This is a genomic window from Psychrobacter maritimus, assembly GCF_904846345.1.
GTDB classification, from domain to species: Bacteria; Pseudomonadota; Gammaproteobacteria; order Pseudomonadales; family Moraxellaceae; genus Psychrobacter; species Psychrobacter maritimus.
This window is the reverse complement of the sequence record NZ_CAJHAJ010000004.1, coordinates 214,284-234,480: the sequence shown is the minus strand read 5'-3', so window position 1 is coordinate 234,480 and position 20,197 is coordinate 214,284. Positions and strand designations below refer to the sequence as shown.

Genomic DNA, 20,197 nt, shown 5'->3' with positions numbered 1-20,197 from the left:
ACACACTTACTCAGGGGCAGATGACAGCATCAATGAAACCAATCGATGGCTATCCATAGATTTGATCGCATGTTTAACAAGTACGCTTTCCATATCTGCTATGAAAATCATTAAGTCTTGCGGTGACATTTGCATGCTCACGGTAGCAAGTTGCTGATTAATGGCCGCTGCGCTGTTCAACATCTTTTCATTTTTAAATGCCCTATCGCGAAATACATGTGACTCAAATAATGACCTGAGCTTTGCCTGCCAATCTGCTGCACTAATCAGTAAATGTTGGCTTTGGTAATAAAACAATAACAGCGGCAGCGCTTTATCTTCGATGTATGTCGTACTAGCAGATTCAGTTAACACCCTATTTAAATCGTCAATCACGTCCAGACAATAAGGCAAAGATGTCGAATTTATTGCTACATCGTTAGAGATATTACGGGTATTTTGACTGATGTTTTCAGAAACAAATAATGTGTCTACGGTTTGAGAAGTAGGCGTATTTTCTGATAACTGATAGGGCTGTTTGGGTGCTTGGACTTGCTGGCTTTTGGTTGAATGAGTAGTCGATGATGTCTGTTCCATTTGAGCAGCGAAGGTATTATTTATAGACAGACTATTATTTAATACCTGACTATCATCATTAACGGAATTAATGGTCTTTTTGCTAATTACATTTTTAAGCTTTGTCCGAATCGCATGACTGAGATGCGCCATGATGTTGTTCAATGGACTGATTTTGATACGCTGTTTAGATGGGTGTACATTAATATTAAGCCACTCAGTTGGCAGATCAAAATAAAGCGCATAGCCAATACCTGCTAACTTTGCGCTTTGAGCAAGTTGGCGTAGCTGATTGCTAATCAATGCTTCTTTAACCAGTCGTCCATTCACATAGATTAACTTTGGTAAAGCATCCTGCGAATCAGTGATTGGCCATAACCACCCATTAATGCTTGCTTGAGCGCTAAAGCTACTATTAATGTAGGCTTTAGGCGACTGCATTAAACTGGTGAGGTCTATGGATATTTCTAAGGCGTTATCCGTTAATGGTAGCCCAGTCGCTTGCTCGAGACGCGATAAGGGCAGACGATCAGCATTATTGTTGCTGTTATCATTTGCAGACATGACTCTTGAAGAGCTTGCACTTGAAGAAAGAGACAGCCGCTTTTTATTATCATGAAACAGCGTCAGCGCCACATCTGCGCGCGCTAAAGCCACTTCTCGCACTATCGTTTCGATATGACCAAACTCGGTGGCAATAGATTTTAAGTTGCCGCGACGGGCTGGTACGTTAAAGTATAAATCTTTAACGGTAATGGTCGTACCACGACTATGCACAACTGGCAGCAACTTTGGCACATCATCCAATACACCGGCGACTTGCAACTGGCGACCAACACCACTGTCATCATGACTACTGGTTAAGGTCAAACGAGAAACCGCTGCCGTTGCTGCCAATGCTTCGCCGCGAAAGCCTAAGGTCGTAATACCATGCAAATTAGCGACATCCGCGACTTTACTGGTCGCATGCCGGGTAATCGCCATAACCATATCATCAGGATGGATACCCATGCCATTATCGACCACTTCAATCATCCCCATGCCACCTTGGGTAATATGAATCGCAATATTGGTCGCACCAGCATCAATCGCATTCTCAAGCAACTCTTTAACCACGGCTGCTGGACGCGTTACTACCTCACCTGCTGCCAATTGATTAATCAGCAGCGGCGATAGTTTTTTGATGCGAGTATGAGAATGGTTGTCTGGCATTTGTGGCATTAAGAGGTATCGTTATTTTGCGTGGTGATAAATGATACTGTCGGCTATTGGTGATTTACATTGGCTACAGATATTAGATGCAAACTAAATCTTAAGAGAAGATAAATCTAAGCCTTGCGCTTGACCTGACTTTGATAGTCGTAGCTCAACTTGACGGGCTTCTTTTTTATTATTGTCTACGCTGTCACTTTGAACCATATCAATAAATAAAGTCGGCGGCGGTAAATAGCTGTCCGCACGGCTGGCCCATTCGATAATAACCAAGGCATTTGGCTCATCTAAATACTCATCAAAGCCAATAAAAGACAGCTCTTCTGGATCTTGCAAACGATATAAGTCAGTATGATAAACTGGCTTAATTGACCCATCATTTTGCTCGATACTATAAGGTTCAACTAAGGTATAAGTCGGGCTTTTAACGGCACCGGTATGTCCGAGCGCTTGCAACCAATAACGAGTCAGCGTGGTTTTACCTGCACCCAAATCCCCCGCCAGCCAAACGCTACCGGATATTGGTAAAGTTGCCAATTGCGCTGCCAAACTCTGGGTATCGGCTTCAGAGTACAGTGTAAACGCTTTAACGTTCTTTTCTTCTTTTATACTATTAGACATCAGAGTTACCTGCCTGTACTTGCGTCTGTACTTGCATCGTGACTGACGGGTTAACAAAATTCTCACCGCGAATCAGCTTGGCATATAACTCAGGGTCATACCATTCACTGCTGACCTGATCGCTAAACTCAAACGCTTCTAAATTAAGCTTGCCCATTTGTTCATTGGCCACATCGTCAGCAAAACACTGCGCATAACCGGTTGCAGTTTCGTGTGCAATCACCGAGTAAACGCTGACATCAGATTCACCGTTTTGCATTTGGGTTTGTTTTAGAATTTCTTGCGCCCAAAAGAATATCACACGTGAGAACTGCTCTGCTGATGGCGATACCGGCAAGCTTATCCAGCGTGCACTGAATTTTTTGCAGGCGGCGATATACTCAGGGTCGTCTTTGTTCCAAAAGCAAATCGCATGATCGAAGCTGTCGATAATATCTTTTATAGACGATTTTAATAAACCGAAATCATAGACCATCTGCCCATGGTCTAAGCGCTTAGCCTCAAGAATCAATTCGATTTGATAACTATGACCATGGATAGAATGCTTGCAGCGCTCTGAGCTACAATTACGCACAATATGCGCATTTTCAAATTTGAACAGTTTACGGATACGCATAATAATCAACCAAAACAGTAAGCATCGTTGTGCTAAATATGAGTATTACAAAAGCTTGCCGCGACGACTCATCGGCTTGTGGCTCATTATAGCAAATCACGATGACTCCGTAAGTAAGCACTTATTAATAGCCATATTGACTAAATAAATCCATAACACTAAACACCCCTTTATCAAATCTATTTATCAAAAATAATTTGAGGAGCAGGATTAAAAAGAGATGTCTAAATCCAATCGTAGGTGAATTGTGCTGACGCTATCTATTGCGACACCTTAAGCCTATACTCATTGCAGTACGCAAAATTTGCGTCATCAGCATATAACCTAACCTTTAAGCTTGTTTACACTGGTTTTAAAGGGATTACGGCTTATCTCAAGAGGAAAATACCATGAGTAAAGGTCAAGACAGTAAAAAGAACGTAAAAAAGAAACCGCTATTAACGGCAAAAGAGAAAAAAGCCGCTAAGCAATCTAAAAAAGATGACAACGGCAGTATCTTAGGTAAACATTAATATTTAGTGCATCAGTATGCTAACTGAAACTATATTAATCTAAACCATACTAATTAAAGCTATGCCAATTGAACCTCACGGTTTGATTGGCATTTTTTATGCTAGATACTGTTTTTATAGTAGCTATTATTTTCATACTAACTACTGTTTTTATGCTAAGTACTGCGCGGCGCAAACATAATAATTGCCATGCCTAGCAGCGCGACGATAGAACCCAATATATCCCACGTGGTCGGCCTGATGCCGTTCACTGTCCACAGCCATATAATTGCCATCGAAATATAAACACCGCCGTAAGCGGCATAAACTCGACCAGCTGCGGTTGGATGCAAAGACAATAGCCAAACAAAAGCAACTAAACTTAGCGCACCCGGAACAAGCAGCCAAATCGACTTACCTTCTCGCAGCCATAAATAAGGCAAATAGCAGCCTGCTATCTCTGCCAATGCGGTCAGCGCAAACAATCCAACGGTTTTTAACTCAGTCAAAACCATCTACTCCTAAACGGTGATAAATCCTGTCATATACTGTACGGCATTGCCAGAAATCATTACTCTGTCACCTGCGACGACACAGTCTAAAATACCGCCTCGTTTTGATGCTTGATAAGCAATCAATTCATTTTTACCCAAACGCTCCGCCCATAATGGTGCTAAAGCAGTATGAGCCGAGCCTGTCACTGGGTCTTCATCGCCACCATTGGCTGGCCAAAAATAACGTGAGATAAAATCGTAATCTTTGTGGTCAGCAGAGGTAGCCTGACAGGTGACCACTACATCTAATGGCGCAAGCTGTTTTAGTCGCTCGTTATCGCGCTCTACGTTTAGGACATCTGCTTCAGCATTATAAATCACAAAATATGCTTGGGTGTTTTTATAAACTTCGACTGGTGCAATAGACAATCCTGCCAGCAAACTCTCGGGAATATCTTTGACCTTTTCAGGCTTAGTATTAGGAAAATCCATTTGTATTTTGCCATCGTCTGTTTGCACGATAGTTAAAACACCAACCGCTTTGGCGGAAAAATTAATGGTTTCTATACTAGGATTTTTGTTAAATAACACAAAAGCTGACGCCAAGGTTGCATGACCGCAAAATGCAATCTCAGTCAATGGTGAAAACCAGCGGATATGATAAATGCCGTCATCATCGAGAACAATAAAGGACGTCTCAGATAAATTGTTCTCAAAGGCAATCGATTGCATCAAATCATCACTTAACCAATCATCTGTAATGATAACCGCCGCTGAATTGCCCTTAAAAACCGTATCCGTAAAAGCATCAATGACATTGATTTCTAGCTGCATTTTATATTCTCGCTGTTATTTTTTATAACTTTATGGTTTTATAGCTTTATGAGGTTACCGCCAATATCAATCAACAATAAATAGCTTAGCGCCTGTCTTCGTTGATGAACGATGTGCAATCGTATTGTCCGCTACTTGATAAGTCATACCGGCTGTTAAGGTAAAAGTACGCCCATCCTTTAATTCGGTGTTTAGCTCGCCCTCAATACAAAACAAAATATGCCCTTTATCGCACCAGTGATCGGCAAGGTAGCCTGCAGAATACTCAACCATATGCACATTGATAGAATCAAATTCACGAGTCTTCCAATATCCTGTACCCGTTTCGCCTTTGATTTCCACAGCTTCTACTGTCGTCCAGTCGGTAGTAGCAAAAGGTATGTTTTTCATTTCCATGACGTCATCTTCCTGATTTAATCGATCATTTATGCATAATAACTCTCTTTACTTACTATACCTCAAATCCAGCGCCGCACTTTATTTAGATATGCTTGATAAGTTTTACCAAATTTTCGTGCCATCATTTGCTCTTCTGGCTGTATCTGAAAACGTGTCATATAAAGTATAAAAACGGGCAATAACACAAACCCTAGAAAGTGCGACAGATAGAATGCCCAGCCTAATAAGATAAGCACCAAGCCTAAATACATAGGATTGCGACTATATCGATATATGCCACTGGTTACTAAACTAGATACTTTCTCAAGCGCCTGCGGATTGGGTGTGGTCTGCGCCTTTTTAAATTGCGTCACACCCATGACACCTAAGCTCATTCCCATCACACCCAAACCCACTGCCAGTGCAGTTGAGCCGTTGAGTGAGAACGTCAAAGCAGGAACCATTTTAGAGACGCCATACATGGCAGCAGCGGTAATAATGACTTGTGCTACTGGTGGTACTTTAAGCGCTAGAGCGTTCATAATGAAACCTTATATATGATTAAATGATATATGAGCGGTTAATTACTTATCATAGTACTGATTATTTTTTAATTTTCTGTCTTTTACTTTTCATCAGTTAAATACTTTACGCCGCTATTGCCCCTACTTTACAAGTTTTAAGTGACTATTCATATTAGAATTGGCGCCTATATTACTTCTAGAAGGTTATAATTGTCCTCTGTTTAATTTTTAGTCTTTATTACGGTAAAGGAATTGCTCCTAACACTGTCGTTGAATTTAATGAGGAAGTTAGCGTCATGATGCGTATCGGATTGTTTTTGTTGACCAACTTAGCGGTCATTGTGGTATTTAGCATCGTGTTTGGTATTTTATCCAGATTTTTTGGGATTGGTGGCGTACATGGCGCAGGCGGGCTAAATTACACCAGCCTTGCCATTATGTGCGGTATATACGGCATGGTTGGCTCGATGGTTTCGCTATTTATTTCAAAATGGATGGCTAAAAGATCAACGGGGACAGTGGTTATTGAAACGCCAAGCAACGCCACGGAACAATGGCTGGTAGATACCGTCGCTAAACAAGCACGAGCGGTAAATATCGGTATGCCAGAAGTGGGAATTTTTAATAATTCCCAGCCGAACGCGTTTGCAACTGGCTGGAATAAAAATAAAGCGCTGGTCGCGGTTTCATCTGGTCTGTTGCAGAATATGAATCAAGATGAAGTAGAAGCAGTATTGGCGCATGAGATCGGTCACGTGGCCAACGGCGATATGGTGACGCTTGCTCTCATTCAAGGCGTGGTAAACGCCTTTGTGATGTTCTTTGCGCGCATTATCGGCAGCTTCGTCGACCGTACTGTCTTTAAAAATACCAGTGATAGCCCCGGCATTGGCTACTTTGTGACGAGTATCGTGATGGATATTTTGCTTGGATTTTTGGCGTCTGCCATCGTTATGTGGTTCTCACGTCTACGTGAATTCCGCGCTGATGAGATGGGTGCAAAGCTTGCCAGCCGTGACAAAATGATTAGTGCACTTGATGCCTTGCGTCCTTCTGAACAGCGTCCAGATCAAATGCCAGAGAGCATGAAAGCATTTGCAATCTCGTCTGGGCAATCTACTGGCTTTAGTATCGCTAACCTTTTCCGCTCACATCCAACGCTGGATGACCGTATTGCGGCGTTGAGGAAGTATAATCCTCGGGAAGCATAGTAAAAAGTGTGATGATTTGTTTAGGCCGTAGGGTGCGCCCCGCCCAGTTGAGTAGATAAAGCGCATGGCAGGATCAGCTTCCTTTACCTTCCCGTAAAGTCACACTACAACCAAACATAAAAAAAGCCTATCTTTAAAAGATAGGCTTTTTATTAGATAAACTTACTGACTAAATATCGAACTCTAATGCTCTATCGCCTTCGCTATCTTTGATACGCGTTGGCAAGCCAATCTTATTCAATAGATTAATAAATGGCTTGGCATCAAGCTCTTCGACGTTGACCATTTTGCCCGCATCCCACTCACCAGTTGCGACTAACATCGCAGCAGCGACAGGTGGCACGCCAGCAGTATAAGAGATACCTTGGCTGCCGACCTCATTATAAGCTTCTTTATGATCTGAGATATTATAGATAAATACCTCGGTATCAACGCCGTTGATTTTGCCTTTAACCTTATCACCAATGCAGGTCTTGCCGGTATAGTTTGGCGCAAGCGAGCTTGGATCTGGTAGCACGGCTTTGACCACTTTTAACGGTATCACTTCTTGCCCTTCCGCAGTCATCACCGGCTGCTCAGACAATAAACCTAGGTTTTGTAGCATGGTGAAAACATTAATATAATGCTCACCAAAGCCCATCCAAAAGCGGATGTTTGGCACATCTAAGTTAGCCGATAAAGAATGAATCTCGTCATGACCACTTAAATAGCTGTTTTGCACACCAACGACTGGCAAATCATCGGTACGCTTTACTTCAAACATCTTATTCGACTGCCACTTACTGTCCTGCCAAGAATAAACCGTACCAGTAAATTCACGGAAGTTAATCTCAGGATCGAAGTTGGTGGCGAAGTACTTACCGTGGCTGCCCGCATTGATATCGATAATGTCAATATCAGTCACAGAACCTGCATCCATCATGTCATAGCCAAGGCGCGCATAGGCGTTGACCATGCCGGGATCAAATCCTGCACCTAAAATTGCCGTGACATTATTGTCCGCACAGCGCTGCTTACGCTGCCATTCATAGTTGTCATACCATGGCGGCGTCTCGCAAATCTTGCGCGGATCTTCATGAATAGCGGTATCAATATACGCAGTACCCGTCTCAATACAAGCTTCCAAAACCGTCATATTTACAAATGCCGAACCGACATTGATAACGATTTGCACACCAGTATCTTGAATCAGTTGTATCAGCGCTTGGCTATCCATGGCATCGACTTGATGCGTATGCAAGACAGCAGCTTGCTTAAAGCTACCTTTGTCTTTAACGCTTTGGGCGATGGCATCGCACTTATCTCTAGTACGTGAGGCGATATGAATCTCGCCGAGCACATCATTATGCATCGCACATTTATGCGCGACCACTTGAGCAACGCCGCCTGCGCCGATGATAAGTACATCTTTTTTGTTGGACTTAGCTTGTTGGTTTGTGTTCAAAGAACAATCCTCCTTTGTGTCCCTGTCGATACCATTGATATTGGCTATGCAAAACAGAAACGAGTGAATGATATGCGTGAATTAAAAAGGAAGACCGAGGAAAACCCACGCACCCGTTAGACAAATCCGACTGCCTTTGCCAGTGGCAATTATAACAATTTTTACTTACTTTTCGGCAAAAATTACAACATAACTTAGAAAATTCAAGACCAACCCTCATTTCTAGATAGTTGTTTGGCAGTATGATTTAATAATGCCAAGCATAACAGCGTTATGACAAACTCGCCTTATAATCTTGATAATCAAACTCGCGCTGAATATCGATACTGCCGTCCAGACGACGGATAACAATTGCAGGCATATTAACGCCATTAAACCAGTTTTTCTTCACCATGGTATAGCCTGCGGCATTACCAAACGCAATCTTATCGCCGATCTGTAAATTGCTAGGTAAAATATATTCGCCAAAAATATCACCCGCCAAGCAAGAACGACCGTAAATAATGGTGTTATCGACGGCATCATCTACTTGGTCTTTGTTAACAGGTGCAATAGCCATGAACTCACCATTAATAGACGCTATAGGCGCCGACTCACGATAAATCAGCAAATCAAGCATATGCGCTTCGATAGAGGCATCAACAACGGCTAGATTTTTTTCATTGTGCATGGTATCTAATACTGTCGTCACCAATGAGCCAGCGCCATGAATGCTCGCCTCACCCGGCTCAAGGTAAACTTGTACGCCGTATTTTTCGCTAAAGCCTTTTAATCTGTCTGCCAATTTTTCCAATGGATAATCAGGCGCGATAAAATGAATACCTCCGCCCAAACTCACCCATTCAAGCTGTGCTAAGACGTCACCAAATCTAGCTTCAATATCGGCCAAGCTTGCACTAAATGCCTCAAAGCTGTCATTTTCACAGTTGTTATGAATCATAACCCCAGTGATATCAACAAGTACCGCTGCAATCTTATCTTTATCATGCTCACCAAGGCGACTAAAAGGACGAGCAGGATCAGCGATAATAAACGATGAATTACTGGTCTTTGGATTTAAGCGTAATCCAACTGGGATGTTTTTTGCTGCTGCTTGATCTTTAAACGCATTTAATTGCGAGATAGAATTAAAAATAATTTTATCTGCATAACTTAATACTTCGTCGATTTCATCCGCGCTATAAGCGACGCTGTAGGCATGGGTTTCTTTTTTATCTTTGTTATCGTCTTCATTATCGGCATTATTATTACCAAAAGTCTCATAGCCCAATCGCACCTCATTCAATGAAGACGAGGTAGTGCCATGCAAATAGGGTTCCATCACATCAAAAACACCCCAAGTTGCGAAACATTTGAGCGCGAGTAAAGCCTTGGCGCCCGATAGCTCGCACAGACGAGCGATAATCTGCATATTTGCGACAATCGCCGCTTCATCAAGCAAATAGTAAGGCGTTTTCAGCGCGGCAAGAGAGACAGCTGGTGTTGAGTTCATAAGAGATAACCTAATAGCTTTAACAATATACGGCGATAATAGCTTAATGCTAACGATGGCTTAATGGCGCACTGTGATACAGTCATGACACGTTATCACACATTGTGACAAGGCCAAATGACAGGGCCAAATAAGTGCGCTATAGTAGTATAAATTCATCACAATTAGAATAGCTTATGTCACTCTCAACCGATTATTCTACCTCAAAAAGCCATACCAATTTATCGTCACTCGAGCTCAAAAATATAAATTTAGAGCATCTTGATTCAGAGGCGCGTGCCGTGTTGGATTTTTGGTTTGACAAAGACAATGAGCCATACTGGTTTGCGCAAAATGATGACTTTGATAAGCAGATAAATGATAAGTTTGGCAAGATTTGGCAAGCCGCAAAACAAGGCGAATGCGTCACGTGGCGCATTGCAGACGCGCCAGCCGATAGTAACAGCTCAATCACAGCGTTGGCGGGACGCTTGGCTGAAATCATTGTCTTAGATCAGTTTTCGCGTAATTTATGTCGCGAGCAAGCATGCGCGTTTGCTCAAGATGGTATGGCGTTGGTATTGGCACAAGAAGCCATTGGGCAGCCACATTTTGATACTCTACCAACACCGTGGCGTAAATTTATTATTATGCCGTTTATGCATTCTGAATCAGCGATGATTCATAAACGTTATCTACCACTTTTTGAGCAACTAAACGATGCCGACACTTTAGACTTTGAGCGTCGCCACAAAGACATTATTGATAAGTTTGGCCGTTATCCGCACCGCAATGAGACCTTGGGTCGTGAATCAACTCTCGAAGAAGAGGCGTTTTTACAGCAGCCCAACTCGTCTTTTTAAGCAGTTATTAAACTTTAAGCCTTAATAGAACCTAACTGTTGAATAATGGACTAAAAACCACCTATTTATTAAATAGGTGGTTTTTTATATTTGAGTGATAGCTATTTATCTAATAGATTTGCTTAGGCTATTTTCTAAATATCTTAACCACTTACCTATTGCCACTCTCGGTATGCGTTACGTTTTCAAGCGCTTTTCTTACCGGTGCAAAGCTACGTCTATGCGCGGCTAACACACCATGAGCTGAAATAGCTTCCGTATGGGCGCGCGTCGGATAGCCTTTATGCTTAGCAATTCCATATTCAGGATATTCAGTATCAAGCGCATACATAGTTTTATCACGGCTAACTTTAGCTAAGATACTAGCGGCCGCAATACTGGTATGACGCGCATCGCCTTTTACCCACGCTTGGCAGTCAATGACTGAACGCTCTATGCCTGATTTAGCAAGGCTTGCATAATCCAAATCCGGACAGCGATTGCCATCAATCAATACCTCAAACTGCCTTTTATCACCGGTATTAAGATGCTTGGCAACTATTTCTAACAAAACCTCAGTACATAGGCGCATACCCAGCATCGTTGCTTGCAAAATATTAACTTGGTCGATGACCGCTGCCGGTATATCAGCGACGATGTGACCGACGGCATATTGCTGAACCAATGAATAAAGAATGTCGCGTTTTTTTTCACTCAGCTGCTTAGAATCCGTCAATATAGATAATGGCGTACCTTTGAGTGGCGCGTCCTCGATTAGCCCTGACCAAGTAGCAGGTAATATTGCAGCAGCAACATTGACACTGCCTAGCAGAGGTCCGCGCCCTGCTTCGTCTACACCAATTTGTATAGGTGCTTGTTCGCGCTCTTCATTTATCGGATATTGCGCCAGCAATTCAAATAAATTTATTTGACCTAATAAATGTATGGGAGCCGCCAGTTGAATGTATTGACCTTTAATATCTACTTGCTCGATACAGATGCTAATTGGCGTGAAAGGATTTGCGCTGCAAGGTGTGTTACTCATAAAATTGTACTGTCTTATTTATTAAAAAATTTAAGAGTGATGCAAATGATATTGAAGCTAGTTTAATTATGCTTAGGGAACTTACCTTTATTGAACTTGGGATTGGTGATTATCCTGCAAAAACCACTGTTCAATCACGCTATTAGCAGGGTCATGATTGCTCTGCTGTTGTAATAGATGCTTGGTATCAATGAGCGCCTTTAATTGCTCAGCATAGGCGCGAGGCTGCAGCAGACGCATCACGGTACGACAGATGTTATCACCACTTGCCTGCTCTTGGATAAGCTCGGGCACAATCGCGCTATCTGCCAAAATATTAGGCAAACCGACATAAGGCACTTTAACCAAACGTTTAGCAATCTGATAGGTCAGCTGATTTAACTGGTAAATCACCACCATAGGCCGCTCAAGCAACATGGCTTCCAAGGTTGCAGTACCCGATGCCAGCATCACCATGTCTGATGCCGCCATCGCTTGCTGACTAAAGGTTGGCTGACTGTCATCATAGACCACCACAATCGCCGCGCGCAGCTGCTCTGAGCGCTTATCAATGACATCTTGCACAATATATTGATGATTTTGATCGACCGTTGGAATGATAAAACACAGCTTTGGGTCTAATAAAATCAGCTTTTGGATACCATCGAGCATGAGCGGCAAGATTGCTGTAATTTCACCGCGTCTCGAGCCTGGCATGACACAGATAAGCTGGCTGACATCATCAAAACGGTCGATAAAAAATTGCTGCAAGCCGTCATTATGCCAGACCAACTCGCTACGGCGCTGATTGACTGGCGTCTCAAGTAGCGTCTGATCAATGGTTCGTAGTAGCGGATGACCGACACATATCGCCGGATGATTATGACGCTCATAAACCGGCAGCTCAAATGGAAATAAGCAAAGCACCAAATTGGTCGCCGCTTTGATATTATGAATACGCGCCTCACGCCATGCCCAGATAGAAGGGCTGACATATTGTACGCAAAACACCCCTTGCGGCTTTAATTTCTTCGCCACTCTGAGATTAAAATCAGGCGCATCGATGCCAATAAACCAATCAATATCGGCGGCTTTAAAGGCCGTTAATAATTCACGCCGCGCTTTAAGCAAATCAGGCAATTGCGCCATCACTTCTACCAAGCCCATGACTGCCAAGCGCGATAATGGAAAAATACTTTGTAGCCCTTGCGCTTTCATTTTTGCGCCGCCAACACCAACCCAAATGATATCATCGCGCAGGTTATTCATCTGCTGCATAAAATCTGCACCCAAGCTATCCCCTGACACTTCACCAGCGACAATCCCTATGACCAGTGGCGCACCCGTCACAGCAGGCATTGCCTCATAAGCATTATAGCCATCAGGCGCTGACGTTAAATCAGAAGGTTGGTGAGGCGTAGCAGAATCTGTCATGACAAGCTCTCAATATCAAGTTAGTACCATCAAAGCAGTACAGTTAAAATAGGACAAAAAACACAATATGAATATTATAAAATATAGTATATGAAATCGCTCATAAGATGCCTATTAAAAGCCACCTTAGCAGCATTTATTAGGCTCAAGCTCAATTTATAAGTCTTAAATGCGGTTGTTTATAAGCTCATCATACGTGACAGTGCTTAAAATAGCTAAATTAGCCAATAAAAGCTCGATAATTACTGTCTAAAAGCATAACGCTTATTCATTAGCACAGACAAAATTAACTTTCATTTTAACACCTAATTTTGATACCTATTAACCCCAGCATATAGCTCAGACTCGGCAATGATAACGAAGTTTTAACCTCAGTATTCCAGTTAGCAGTCAATTAACTGTGCGACTGCCCTTGTCAACCGGCGCTTTTGTCCGCATAATGAATATCCCTATAAATCAGCTAGACGATATATAACCATGACAACACCAGTTATCCATAATGCAGATATTGACGACGTGAATATTGAAAAATTCATTCCTTTAATCACTCCCGCTGAGCTAAAGTCTGAGCTCCCTTTGTCGAATGACGCCTATAACACGGTTCTAAAAGGTCGCAATACCATCCAAGATATCCTCGATGGTAAAGACAAGCGTCTATTTGTGGTTATTGGCCCCTGCTCTATTCACGATATTAAAGCCGCCCACGAGTATGCCGATCGCTTAGCCGTATTGGCAAAAGAGATTGAAGACAGCATCTTCGTTGTGATGCGCGTCTATTTTGAAAAGCCGCGTACCACGGTTGGCTGGAAAGGCATGATTAATGACCCTGATATGAACGACAGCTTTGATATCGAAAAAGGTCTGCGCACTGCCCGTAAGCTACTACTTGATTTGAACGAAAAAGGTCTGCCGTGTGCGACTGAGGCATTAGACCCAAACACGCCGCAATACATGCAGGATTTGATTAGCTGGTCAGCGATTGGCGCGCGTACGACCGAAAGCCAAACGCATCGTGAAATGAGCTCAGGCTTATCGTGCCCAGTTGGCTTTAAAAATGGTACAGATGGCGGTATGACGGTTGCTGTTAATGCCATGCAAGCAGTGAAAGAAGGTCATAGCTTCCTTGGCTTATCAGCAGATGGTAAAGTTTCTATCATCAAATCAAAAGGCAATCCTTACGCACACGTGGTACTACGCGGTGGTAATGGCAAGCCAAACTATGATGAAACCGCTGTTGCGCAAGTAGAAAACGAGCTGGCTAAAGGCAAGACCAATAGTAAGATTATGATTGACTCAAGCCATGCCAACTCAGGTAAAGACCCGTATCTGCAACCAATGGTCATCCAAAACGTTGCCGAGCAGATCAAAAACGGTAATAAGTCTATCATCGGTCTGATGATTGAGAGCCATTTAAAAGGCGGCAATCAAAAGCTGACGGCTGATTTGAGCCAACTTGAATATGGCAAATCTATCACCGATGGTTGCTTAGATTGGGATAGTACGGTCACTGCCATGCGCAATCTACGTGATATGGTTAAAGACGTATTACCAAATCGTTAATTTTTAATAACAATTGCCCATAAGCAAACGTCATTAAGTTTTTTAAGCATTATTAAGCGTTTCATAAAAAAGCCCGTCCGATAATAATATCGGACGGGCTTTTTCTTATAAAATAATTTAGTTTATGGTTATAGAGTCATTTAACTCACCCTACTCGCTCGCTGACCCTAAAACACTGTTTAAGCTTTCAATTACGTGCTTAGAAGTCGCTTGCTTCTGCAGTTCAAGTAACTGCTCATGCGCCATTTGACGACGTGGTTCAGCCAAGGTATTCCAACGTGCCAGCACTTGTAATAAACGCGATGCTAACACAGGATTGGCGTCATCCAGCTTTTTAATCACAGCGATATAAATATCTAACCCTTCTGCCGTCCATAAGACCGTTGGCTGCGAGGTAAAGGCGCTGATGACTGAGCGTACACGGTTGGGCGTATTCCAATCAAAATCTGCATGCGCAAGTAAGAATTTAATAGTATCAGGTGTGACCGTGTCAGCAGAGGCTTGCACACTGAACCATAAATCAATAACCAAATCATTATTTTGGAAGCGCTTATAAAAGTCCGCCAAATAGGCATCAGCATTTGCCAGTTGATGATTGACCATCACTTTTAACGCGCCAAAACGTTCTGTCATACAGCTGGCATTATCATACTGCTGCTGCGCCCATTCAGGAGCACCAGTAACGTTGGCGGTCAATGCCATATCGAGTACCACATTACGTAAAGCACGGGTGCCACGAGCGGCGGCACTGTCTTCATAAGCCTGCATCGGTAGCTGCTTATAAAGCTCAGACCATTGATCTTTTAGCGCCTCTGCCAGCTGTTGATATAAGCCTTCACGCTGTGCTTTTACCAGCTCTGGATCGTAATCTTTATGAATAGCAGATGCCAACTCTGGTGCAGATGGGATATCAAGCAAACGCGCCGCCAACATCGCATCACTAGCAGCCAATTCCGGCAAGGTCTGCGCCACTGCTTGCAGATATATCTCAGGACTGCTTTTCGCCCCTTGACCTTGCAGTAAAATGCGATTGACGAGCATTTGCGTCACTTGCCAGCGGTTAAAGCCATTGTTCTCATATTGAAGCAAAAACGCCAAATCTTCATCTTGATAATCATAATTGAGCTGTACTGGGGCGCTAAAATCACGTAGCAAGGATACTACTGGCTCGCTTACTACATTTTCAAAGGTAAAGGTTTGTGTGGCTTGATCGAGCAGCAACATACGCTCGGCGACGATAGCACCAGAATCTTTATCAAATAGCGCGGTCGCTACAGGTATCGGCAATGGTTTTGGTGCATCAAAGCCTGCAACATGACGGGTTTGCTGACTCAAAGTAATAGTCAATGTCTGCGTCGCGCTGTCATAACTTTGGTGACCAGAGACCACTGGCGTACCGGGCTGACGATACCAGTCGATAAAGTCTTCAATTTTGCTATCGGTAATACTAAGCGCCGATAAAAAGTCTTCAACTGTTACTGCTTGCCCATCGTAACGACGGAAGTACTCATCCGTACCTTTACGGAAGTTATCAGGCCCTAACGTATTGGCAATCATACGGACAATTTCAGCACCTTTTTCATAGACAGTGGTGGTATAAAAGTTATTAATCTCAACGAAACTTTCAGGGCGTACAGGGTGCGCTAACGGTCCTGCATCCTCAGCAAACTGATGCGCGCGCAAGGTTGCCACATCATCGATACGCTGGACGGCACTTGATTGCTGGTCGGCTGAAAACGATTGATCCCGGTAAACGGTAAAGCCCTCTTTTAGACACAGCTGAAACCAATCACGGCACGTAATGCGATTGCCCGTCCAGTTATGAAAGTATTCATGGGCAATGATAGATTTGACACTAAAGCTGCGCGAATCTGTGGTGGTCTCAGGGCTAGACAGTACACAAGCGGTGTTAAAGATATTTAAACCCTTGTTTTCCATCGCGCCCATATTAAACTGGCTAACCGCCACAATCATATAACGGTCTAAATCGTAAGCGCGACCATAATTGACCTCATCCCATTGCATGGAGTCTTTTAAAGCTTGCATACCGACAGCACATTTATCGATATCTTCAGACTTCGCATAGAGCTCAAGCATTACCTCACGCCCTTCGCTCGTCGTATAGCTATCAGTCAATACATCCAAGTCAGCGATAACGCAAGCAAACAAATAGCTTGGCTTATTGGTCGGGTCTTGCCAAATCGCATAATGACGCTCAGGTGCATCCAATACTTCACCCGCTTCGAGCAAATTACCATTACTCAGTAGCGTTGGAAAACGCTTATCGGCTTCTAAGCGTGTGGTAAATATCGCGAGCACATCAGGACGGTCTGGATAAAAGGTAATCTTGCGAAAGCCCTCTGGCTCACACTGGCTGACAAACATGGTATCGTCACCACTACCGGCAATATATAAGCCTTCAAGCGCCGTATTGGTATGCGGATGGATGCGTACTTGCAGCTGTAATTTGGTATTTTTTGGCGCATCGGTAATGGTTAGTGTGCCCTCAGCTTGCGTATAACGATTACGAGCAAGCGGCTCATCATTAAGCTTAATAGACATCAGCTCAAGCGCTTCGCCATACAGCACCAAGTCGCCGTCAGTCTGACGCTGCATCACCAAAGTACTATCTACAATGGCATGATCATCAAATAGCTTAATATCCAAATCAACGGTTTCGACATCAAAGCTTGATGGTCTATAATCTTTTAAATGAATTTTAGTTGGAGCATGTGATGGCACATCTGGCATGTCAGGATTGATAATTTGAGCAGCGGTTTCAGTGGTGGACATGGAAGTTCCTATTATTATTTATGATAAAAAGCTTACAACACTTAGCTACATTGCCCTAAACCACCAAATTTCAAGTGCGAGGATGAATAAAAACCAGCTTAGCATTTATTACTCAGGTAGTAGTCATGGCTAGCATGAACCGCTCGCCTTTTTATTCGTTTATTAATCACTATCCCCTTTATCAATCACAGCAGTTAATCATTGGATAATGTCTATTAACATGATTTAATAGGCTGATTGCTAACCTGACTACCAATTAAACGACCAACCTTATGACGACTGATGCTTCAAATATTACTTTACCATTATTAAGTGCTTATATTGAGGCGTTACTACCTTCATTAGCCGCACCGACGCAAAGCCAAGTAACTGAGCAACTAACCTCTGTCGATAATCATCAGGGTGAAATATTGTGGGTCGTACCAGATAAGCAAGAACGCTTAAATCTGCAAGCCCAACTTAGAGATAGCATTGCCATTATAAAAAGCAGCGCGCCTGATAGTCTCTATAAGAACGATGAAAACAATGATGAAATGACAGCATCGCCTATAGCGACTTTAACCGAGCTTACCCAACAAGCGCGGCCTGAGCGTTATAATTTGGCCTGCTTTTGGCTACCTACCTTATCGGCAGAATTACTACAACAGTATATCCCCCTACTCATGCGCTATCGGGACATCTATGCTGCCCATTTACTTATCGTGCTTGATAAGGCAATAGATTTGCGCGCTTACGGTTTGACACCGTTCGATATTTTGAGCGAAGCATCTTTAGACAAGGATATCACTCATCAAAGAGAAATTTCTTCATTGAAGGTATCGTCGCCCATATCCGCCACACTTTGGCAGTTTAATTTGTACGATTATAAGCAGTTGCCAAATTGGCTCAATGCTGATTACTGGGCGAACCCTGAAAACTGGGGTAAGAACCGTTGGTAAAATATCGGATAGGTATATGTAAATTCTCGAATTATTTACAGTAATACTACTTACATAAAGTAACATTTAGTATATGGTAGATAGCAATTGCCTAAGTTTTACCAAAAGCAGTTTACAACAACAAATGTCATTAAAATTTTAGGAGCTCATTATGTCAACCAGTTTTTCAAAAATCGCTGCTCTAGCAGTATTATCAAGTGCTGTGGTATTGGCATCAGGTTGTGCCAACAAACGCGCGACTTCAGAAGTTGTCGTGGCCCCACTAGGTATCCCAGGTGGTCAAGCGGGTTATAACGGCGCGGTTATCGTCGGTAACTCAAATGCTGTTATTACTGGTGCTGAGAACCTGCAAGCAGTTGTATACTTTGCCTTTGATAGCAGTGAAATCACCTCACAAGCGGCTGGCGTATTAAACCAACATGCCGGTCTACTAAGCTCAAATCCAAACGCTGGTGTTGTTATCGCTGGTCACACTGATGAGCGCGGTAGCCGTGAATATAACATCGCCCTAGGTGAGCGCCGTGCCCAAGCTGCACGTGATTATCTTGCTGCCCAAGGTGTTGCGGTAAATAACATCCGTGTCATCAGCTATGGTGAAGAGCGTCCAGCAGCAGCCGGTACGACTGAAGATGCCTATGCACAAAATCGCCGTGCTGAATTGTCTTACTAATCGCTTTTGATAAGACTTTGTTAGCCTAAATTAATGAGTAACAAAAAGCCCAGCAAATATATTGTTGGGCTTTTTGCATTCTGCTACGCTAAAATGAATGGTTAAAAGTGGTTTATATTCTGACAAACTGTAGACTTTATCTACATAAAAATACGAAGAAACCTATCTCTCAACAGCTTTAAGCTAATAGCCTTTACTATAAATAAATGATGCCAACCTTAAAATTACATAATATTCAATACAGTCAACTTGATTCCACGACGTGGTGCGCGACGGCTCAGGTAACTGCGTCTTGCCCTCTAGAGTCTTTGCACTTATTCGATAATTTACCATCATTATTTAACGCAAACGTATCGAATATCAACACTGATAAATTCAGTCATATTACTTGGCACTACCATATTTCTAACGTTTCTCTATCCGCGCGCAAAATCGCTTATCAACAGCGCCAGCAGCAACGTGCTGGTGTACGCCTGTTATTACAATCTCTACTTAACAAGCTAAGTATTATTGACAGTTTGGATGACGTAAGCTTCCCCTATCGACTTGTTAACAGCCAATATTATGTGTGCTTTAGTCATACTGGGGCAAGCAGTCAAAATAATTCTACTCAGCCGAGTGGAGAAAAATCTTTTAACGGGTTAGATAATAAAGTTGCGGTTGTTATCAGTTGTCATCGATCGGCAGGCATCGATATAGAAACCAATAACGTTGAGTGGCGGGTGGCAAAACGCTTTTACCATACTAATGAGATTGCTATCTTACAAGCTCTAACTTTTATGCAACGTGATACTGTTGCTAAGTTACTATGGCAAATAAAAGAGTGTTTTATCAAGATTCATCAGTATAAACTTGCGCAAGGGTTAGGTATGGATTACTCCCATCTCATTACTGGTTTAGTGAACGGTATCGAAGCACAGGCACAGCTACCTTTGTTAGCGTTTAACGATGATAAAACCGGTTACTATCTCGTCTTATTACCTGAGCAGCAGACTGTGATTGTCTATTAAAAAGTATTTAATGCAGGCACATCATTTTGACTTTATTTTAGACAAAAAAAACGACCCTTTTCAGGATCGTTTTTT

At 42.8% G+C, this 20,197-nt stretch carries 19 protein-coding genes; 7 read left to right on the top strand and 12 right to left on the bottom strand.

Features of this window, described 5'->3' with window-relative positions:
- Positions 1-6: 6 nt before the first annotated feature.
- From mutL to JMX50_RS07495, 3 genes are all read right to left on the bottom strand, one after another.
- The gene (gene mutL, locus JMX50_RS07505) at positions 7-1,776 is read right to left on the bottom strand and encodes a DNA mismatch repair endonuclease MutL (RefSeq protein ID WP_320157652.1); all 1,770 of its coding nucleotides are present in this window, start codon (positions 1,774-1,776) and stop codon (positions 7-9) included.
- 84 nt (positions 1,777-1,860) lie between these two features.
- Positions 1,861-2,388 carry a tRNA (adenosine(37)-N6)-threonylcarbamoyltransferase complex ATPase subunit type 1 TsaE gene (gene tsaE / locus JMX50_RS07500; protein WP_201629065.1) on the bottom strand — a complete coding sequence of 176 codons (528 nt, stop codon included), beginning with the start codon at positions 2,386-2,388 and terminating at the stop codon, positions 1,861-1,863.
- The gene (locus JMX50_RS07495; RefSeq protein ID WP_201629064.1) at positions 2,381-3,004 is read right to left on the bottom strand and encodes a 6-pyruvoyl trahydropterin synthase family protein; all 624 of its coding nucleotides are present in this window, start codon (positions 3,002-3,004) and stop codon (positions 2,381-2,383) included. The genes tsaE and JMX50_RS07495 overlap by 8 nt, the downstream gene beginning before the upstream one ends.
- Before the next feature lie 389 nt (positions 3,005-3,393).
- Here JMX50_RS07495 and JMX50_RS13275 point away from each other — a divergent pair, with 389 nt between their 5' ends.
- The gene (locus JMX50_RS13275; RefSeq protein ID WP_020443648.1) at positions 3,394-3,516 is read left to right on the top strand and encodes a hypothetical protein; all 123 of its coding nucleotides are present in this window, start codon (positions 3,394-3,396) and stop codon (positions 3,514-3,516) included.
- 155 nt (positions 3,517-3,671) lie between these two features.
- On the opposite strand, the gene JMX50_RS07490 is transcribed toward JMX50_RS13275, so the two are convergent.
- The 4 genes from JMX50_RS07490 to JMX50_RS07475 all read right to left on the bottom strand — a co-directional run bounded on the left by JMX50_RS07490 (position 3,672) and on the right by JMX50_RS07475 (position 5,743).
- Positions 3,672-4,004, bottom strand: a complete 333-nt coding sequence (locus tag JMX50_RS07490; protein WP_183618447.1) for a YnfA family protein — start codon at positions 4,002-4,004, stop codon at positions 3,672-3,674.
- A gap of 12 nt (positions 4,005-4,016) precedes the next feature.
- Positions 4,017-4,823 (bottom strand): PhzF family phenazine biosynthesis protein, encoded by an 807-nt coding sequence (locus JMX50_RS07485; protein ID WP_201629063.1) that lies wholly within the window; start codon positions 4,821-4,823, stop codon positions 4,017-4,019.
- A gap of 66 nt (positions 4,824-4,889) precedes the next feature.
- On the bottom strand, positions 4,890-5,219 hold the full coding sequence (locus tag JMX50_RS07480) for a DHCW motif cupin fold protein (RefSeq protein ID WP_201629062.1): 330 nt from the start codon (positions 5,217-5,219) through the stop codon (positions 4,890-4,892).
- A 62-nt stretch (positions 5,220-5,281) separates the two neighbouring features.
- Complete coding sequence (locus JMX50_RS07475; RefSeq protein WP_201629061.1) at positions 5,282-5,743, bottom strand: methyltransferase family protein; 462 nt, start codon at positions 5,741-5,743, stop codon at positions 5,282-5,284.
- Between the two features lie 278 nt (positions 5,744-6,021).
- Here JMX50_RS07475 and htpX point away from each other — a divergent pair, with 278 nt between their 5' ends.
- Positions 6,022-6,936: a protease HtpX gene (htpX, locus tag JMX50_RS07470; RefSeq protein ID WP_201629060.1), complete on the top strand. Its 915-nt coding sequence runs from the start codon at positions 6,022-6,024 to the stop codon at positions 6,934-6,936.
- Between the two features lie 169 nt (positions 6,937-7,105).
- On the opposite strand, the gene JMX50_RS07465 is transcribed toward htpX, so the two are convergent.
- Both JMX50_RS07465 and JMX50_RS07460 read right to left on the bottom strand, forming a co-directional pair.
- Positions 7,106-8,380, bottom strand: coding sequence for a saccharopine dehydrogenase family protein (locus JMX50_RS07465; RefSeq protein ID WP_201629059.1), 1,275 nt, complete (start codon positions 8,378-8,380; stop codon positions 7,106-7,108).
- 271 nt (positions 8,381-8,651) lie between these two features.
- A complete protein-coding gene (locus JMX50_RS07460) occupies positions 8,652-9,872 on the bottom strand; it encodes a carboxynorspermidine decarboxylase (RefSeq protein WP_201629058.1) in 1,221 nt (406 codons plus the stop codon).
- 176 nt (positions 9,873-10,048) lie between these two features.
- Here JMX50_RS07460 and JMX50_RS07455 point away from each other — a divergent pair, with 176 nt between their 5' ends.
- Positions 10,049-10,714: a DUF924 family protein gene (locus tag JMX50_RS07455; protein WP_201629057.1), complete on the top strand. Its 666-nt coding sequence runs from the start codon at positions 10,049-10,051 to the stop codon at positions 10,712-10,714.
- A 151-nt stretch (positions 10,715-10,865) separates the two neighbouring features.
- On the opposite strand, the gene JMX50_RS07450 is transcribed toward JMX50_RS07455, so the two are convergent.
- Together JMX50_RS07450 and lpxB are read right to left on the bottom strand one after the other, a co-directional pair.
- On the bottom strand, positions 10,866-11,738 hold the full coding sequence (locus JMX50_RS07450; protein ID WP_201629056.1) for a ribonuclease HII: 873 nt from the start codon (positions 11,736-11,738) through the stop codon (positions 10,866-10,868).
- A gap of 87 nt (positions 11,739-11,825) precedes the next feature.
- Complete coding sequence (gene lpxB / locus JMX50_RS07445; protein ID WP_413786827.1) at positions 11,826-13,076, bottom strand: lipid-A-disaccharide synthase; 1,251 nt, start codon at positions 13,074-13,076, stop codon at positions 11,826-11,828.
- Between the two features lie 552 nt (positions 13,077-13,628).
- Between lpxB and JMX50_RS07440 the strand changes: the two genes are divergently transcribed.
- On the top strand, positions 13,629-14,711 hold the full coding sequence (locus JMX50_RS07440) for a 3-deoxy-7-phosphoheptulonate synthase (RefSeq protein WP_201619352.1): 1,083 nt from the start codon (positions 13,629-13,631) through the stop codon (positions 14,709-14,711).
- Between the two features lie 150 nt (positions 14,712-14,861).
- On the opposite strand, the gene pepN is transcribed toward JMX50_RS07440, so the two are convergent.
- Positions 14,862-17,504, bottom strand: coding sequence for an aminopeptidase N (gene pepN / locus JMX50_RS07435; protein ID WP_201629054.1), 2,643 nt, complete (start codon positions 17,502-17,504; stop codon positions 14,862-14,864).
- Between the two features lie 272 nt (positions 17,505-17,776).
- Here pepN and JMX50_RS07430 point away from each other — a divergent pair, with 272 nt between their 5' ends.
- From JMX50_RS07430 to JMX50_RS07420, 3 genes are all read left to right on the top strand, one after another.
- Entirely contained in the window at positions 17,777-18,442 is a 666-nt protein-coding gene (locus JMX50_RS07430) for a DUF6231 family protein (RefSeq protein WP_201629053.1), read from the top strand.
- Between the two features lie 151 nt (positions 18,443-18,593).
- Positions 18,594-19,112, top strand: coding sequence for a peptidoglycan-associated lipoprotein Pal (gene pal, locus JMX50_RS07425; protein ID WP_183618461.1), 519 nt, complete (start codon positions 18,594-18,596; stop codon positions 19,110-19,112).
- A gap of 206 nt (positions 19,113-19,318) precedes the next feature.
- Positions 19,319-20,122 (top strand): 4'-phosphopantetheinyl transferase superfamily protein, encoded by an 804-nt coding sequence (locus JMX50_RS07420; protein WP_201629052.1) that lies wholly within the window; start codon positions 19,319-19,321, stop codon positions 20,120-20,122.
- The last annotated feature ends 75 nt before the right edge of the window (positions 20,123-20,197 follow it).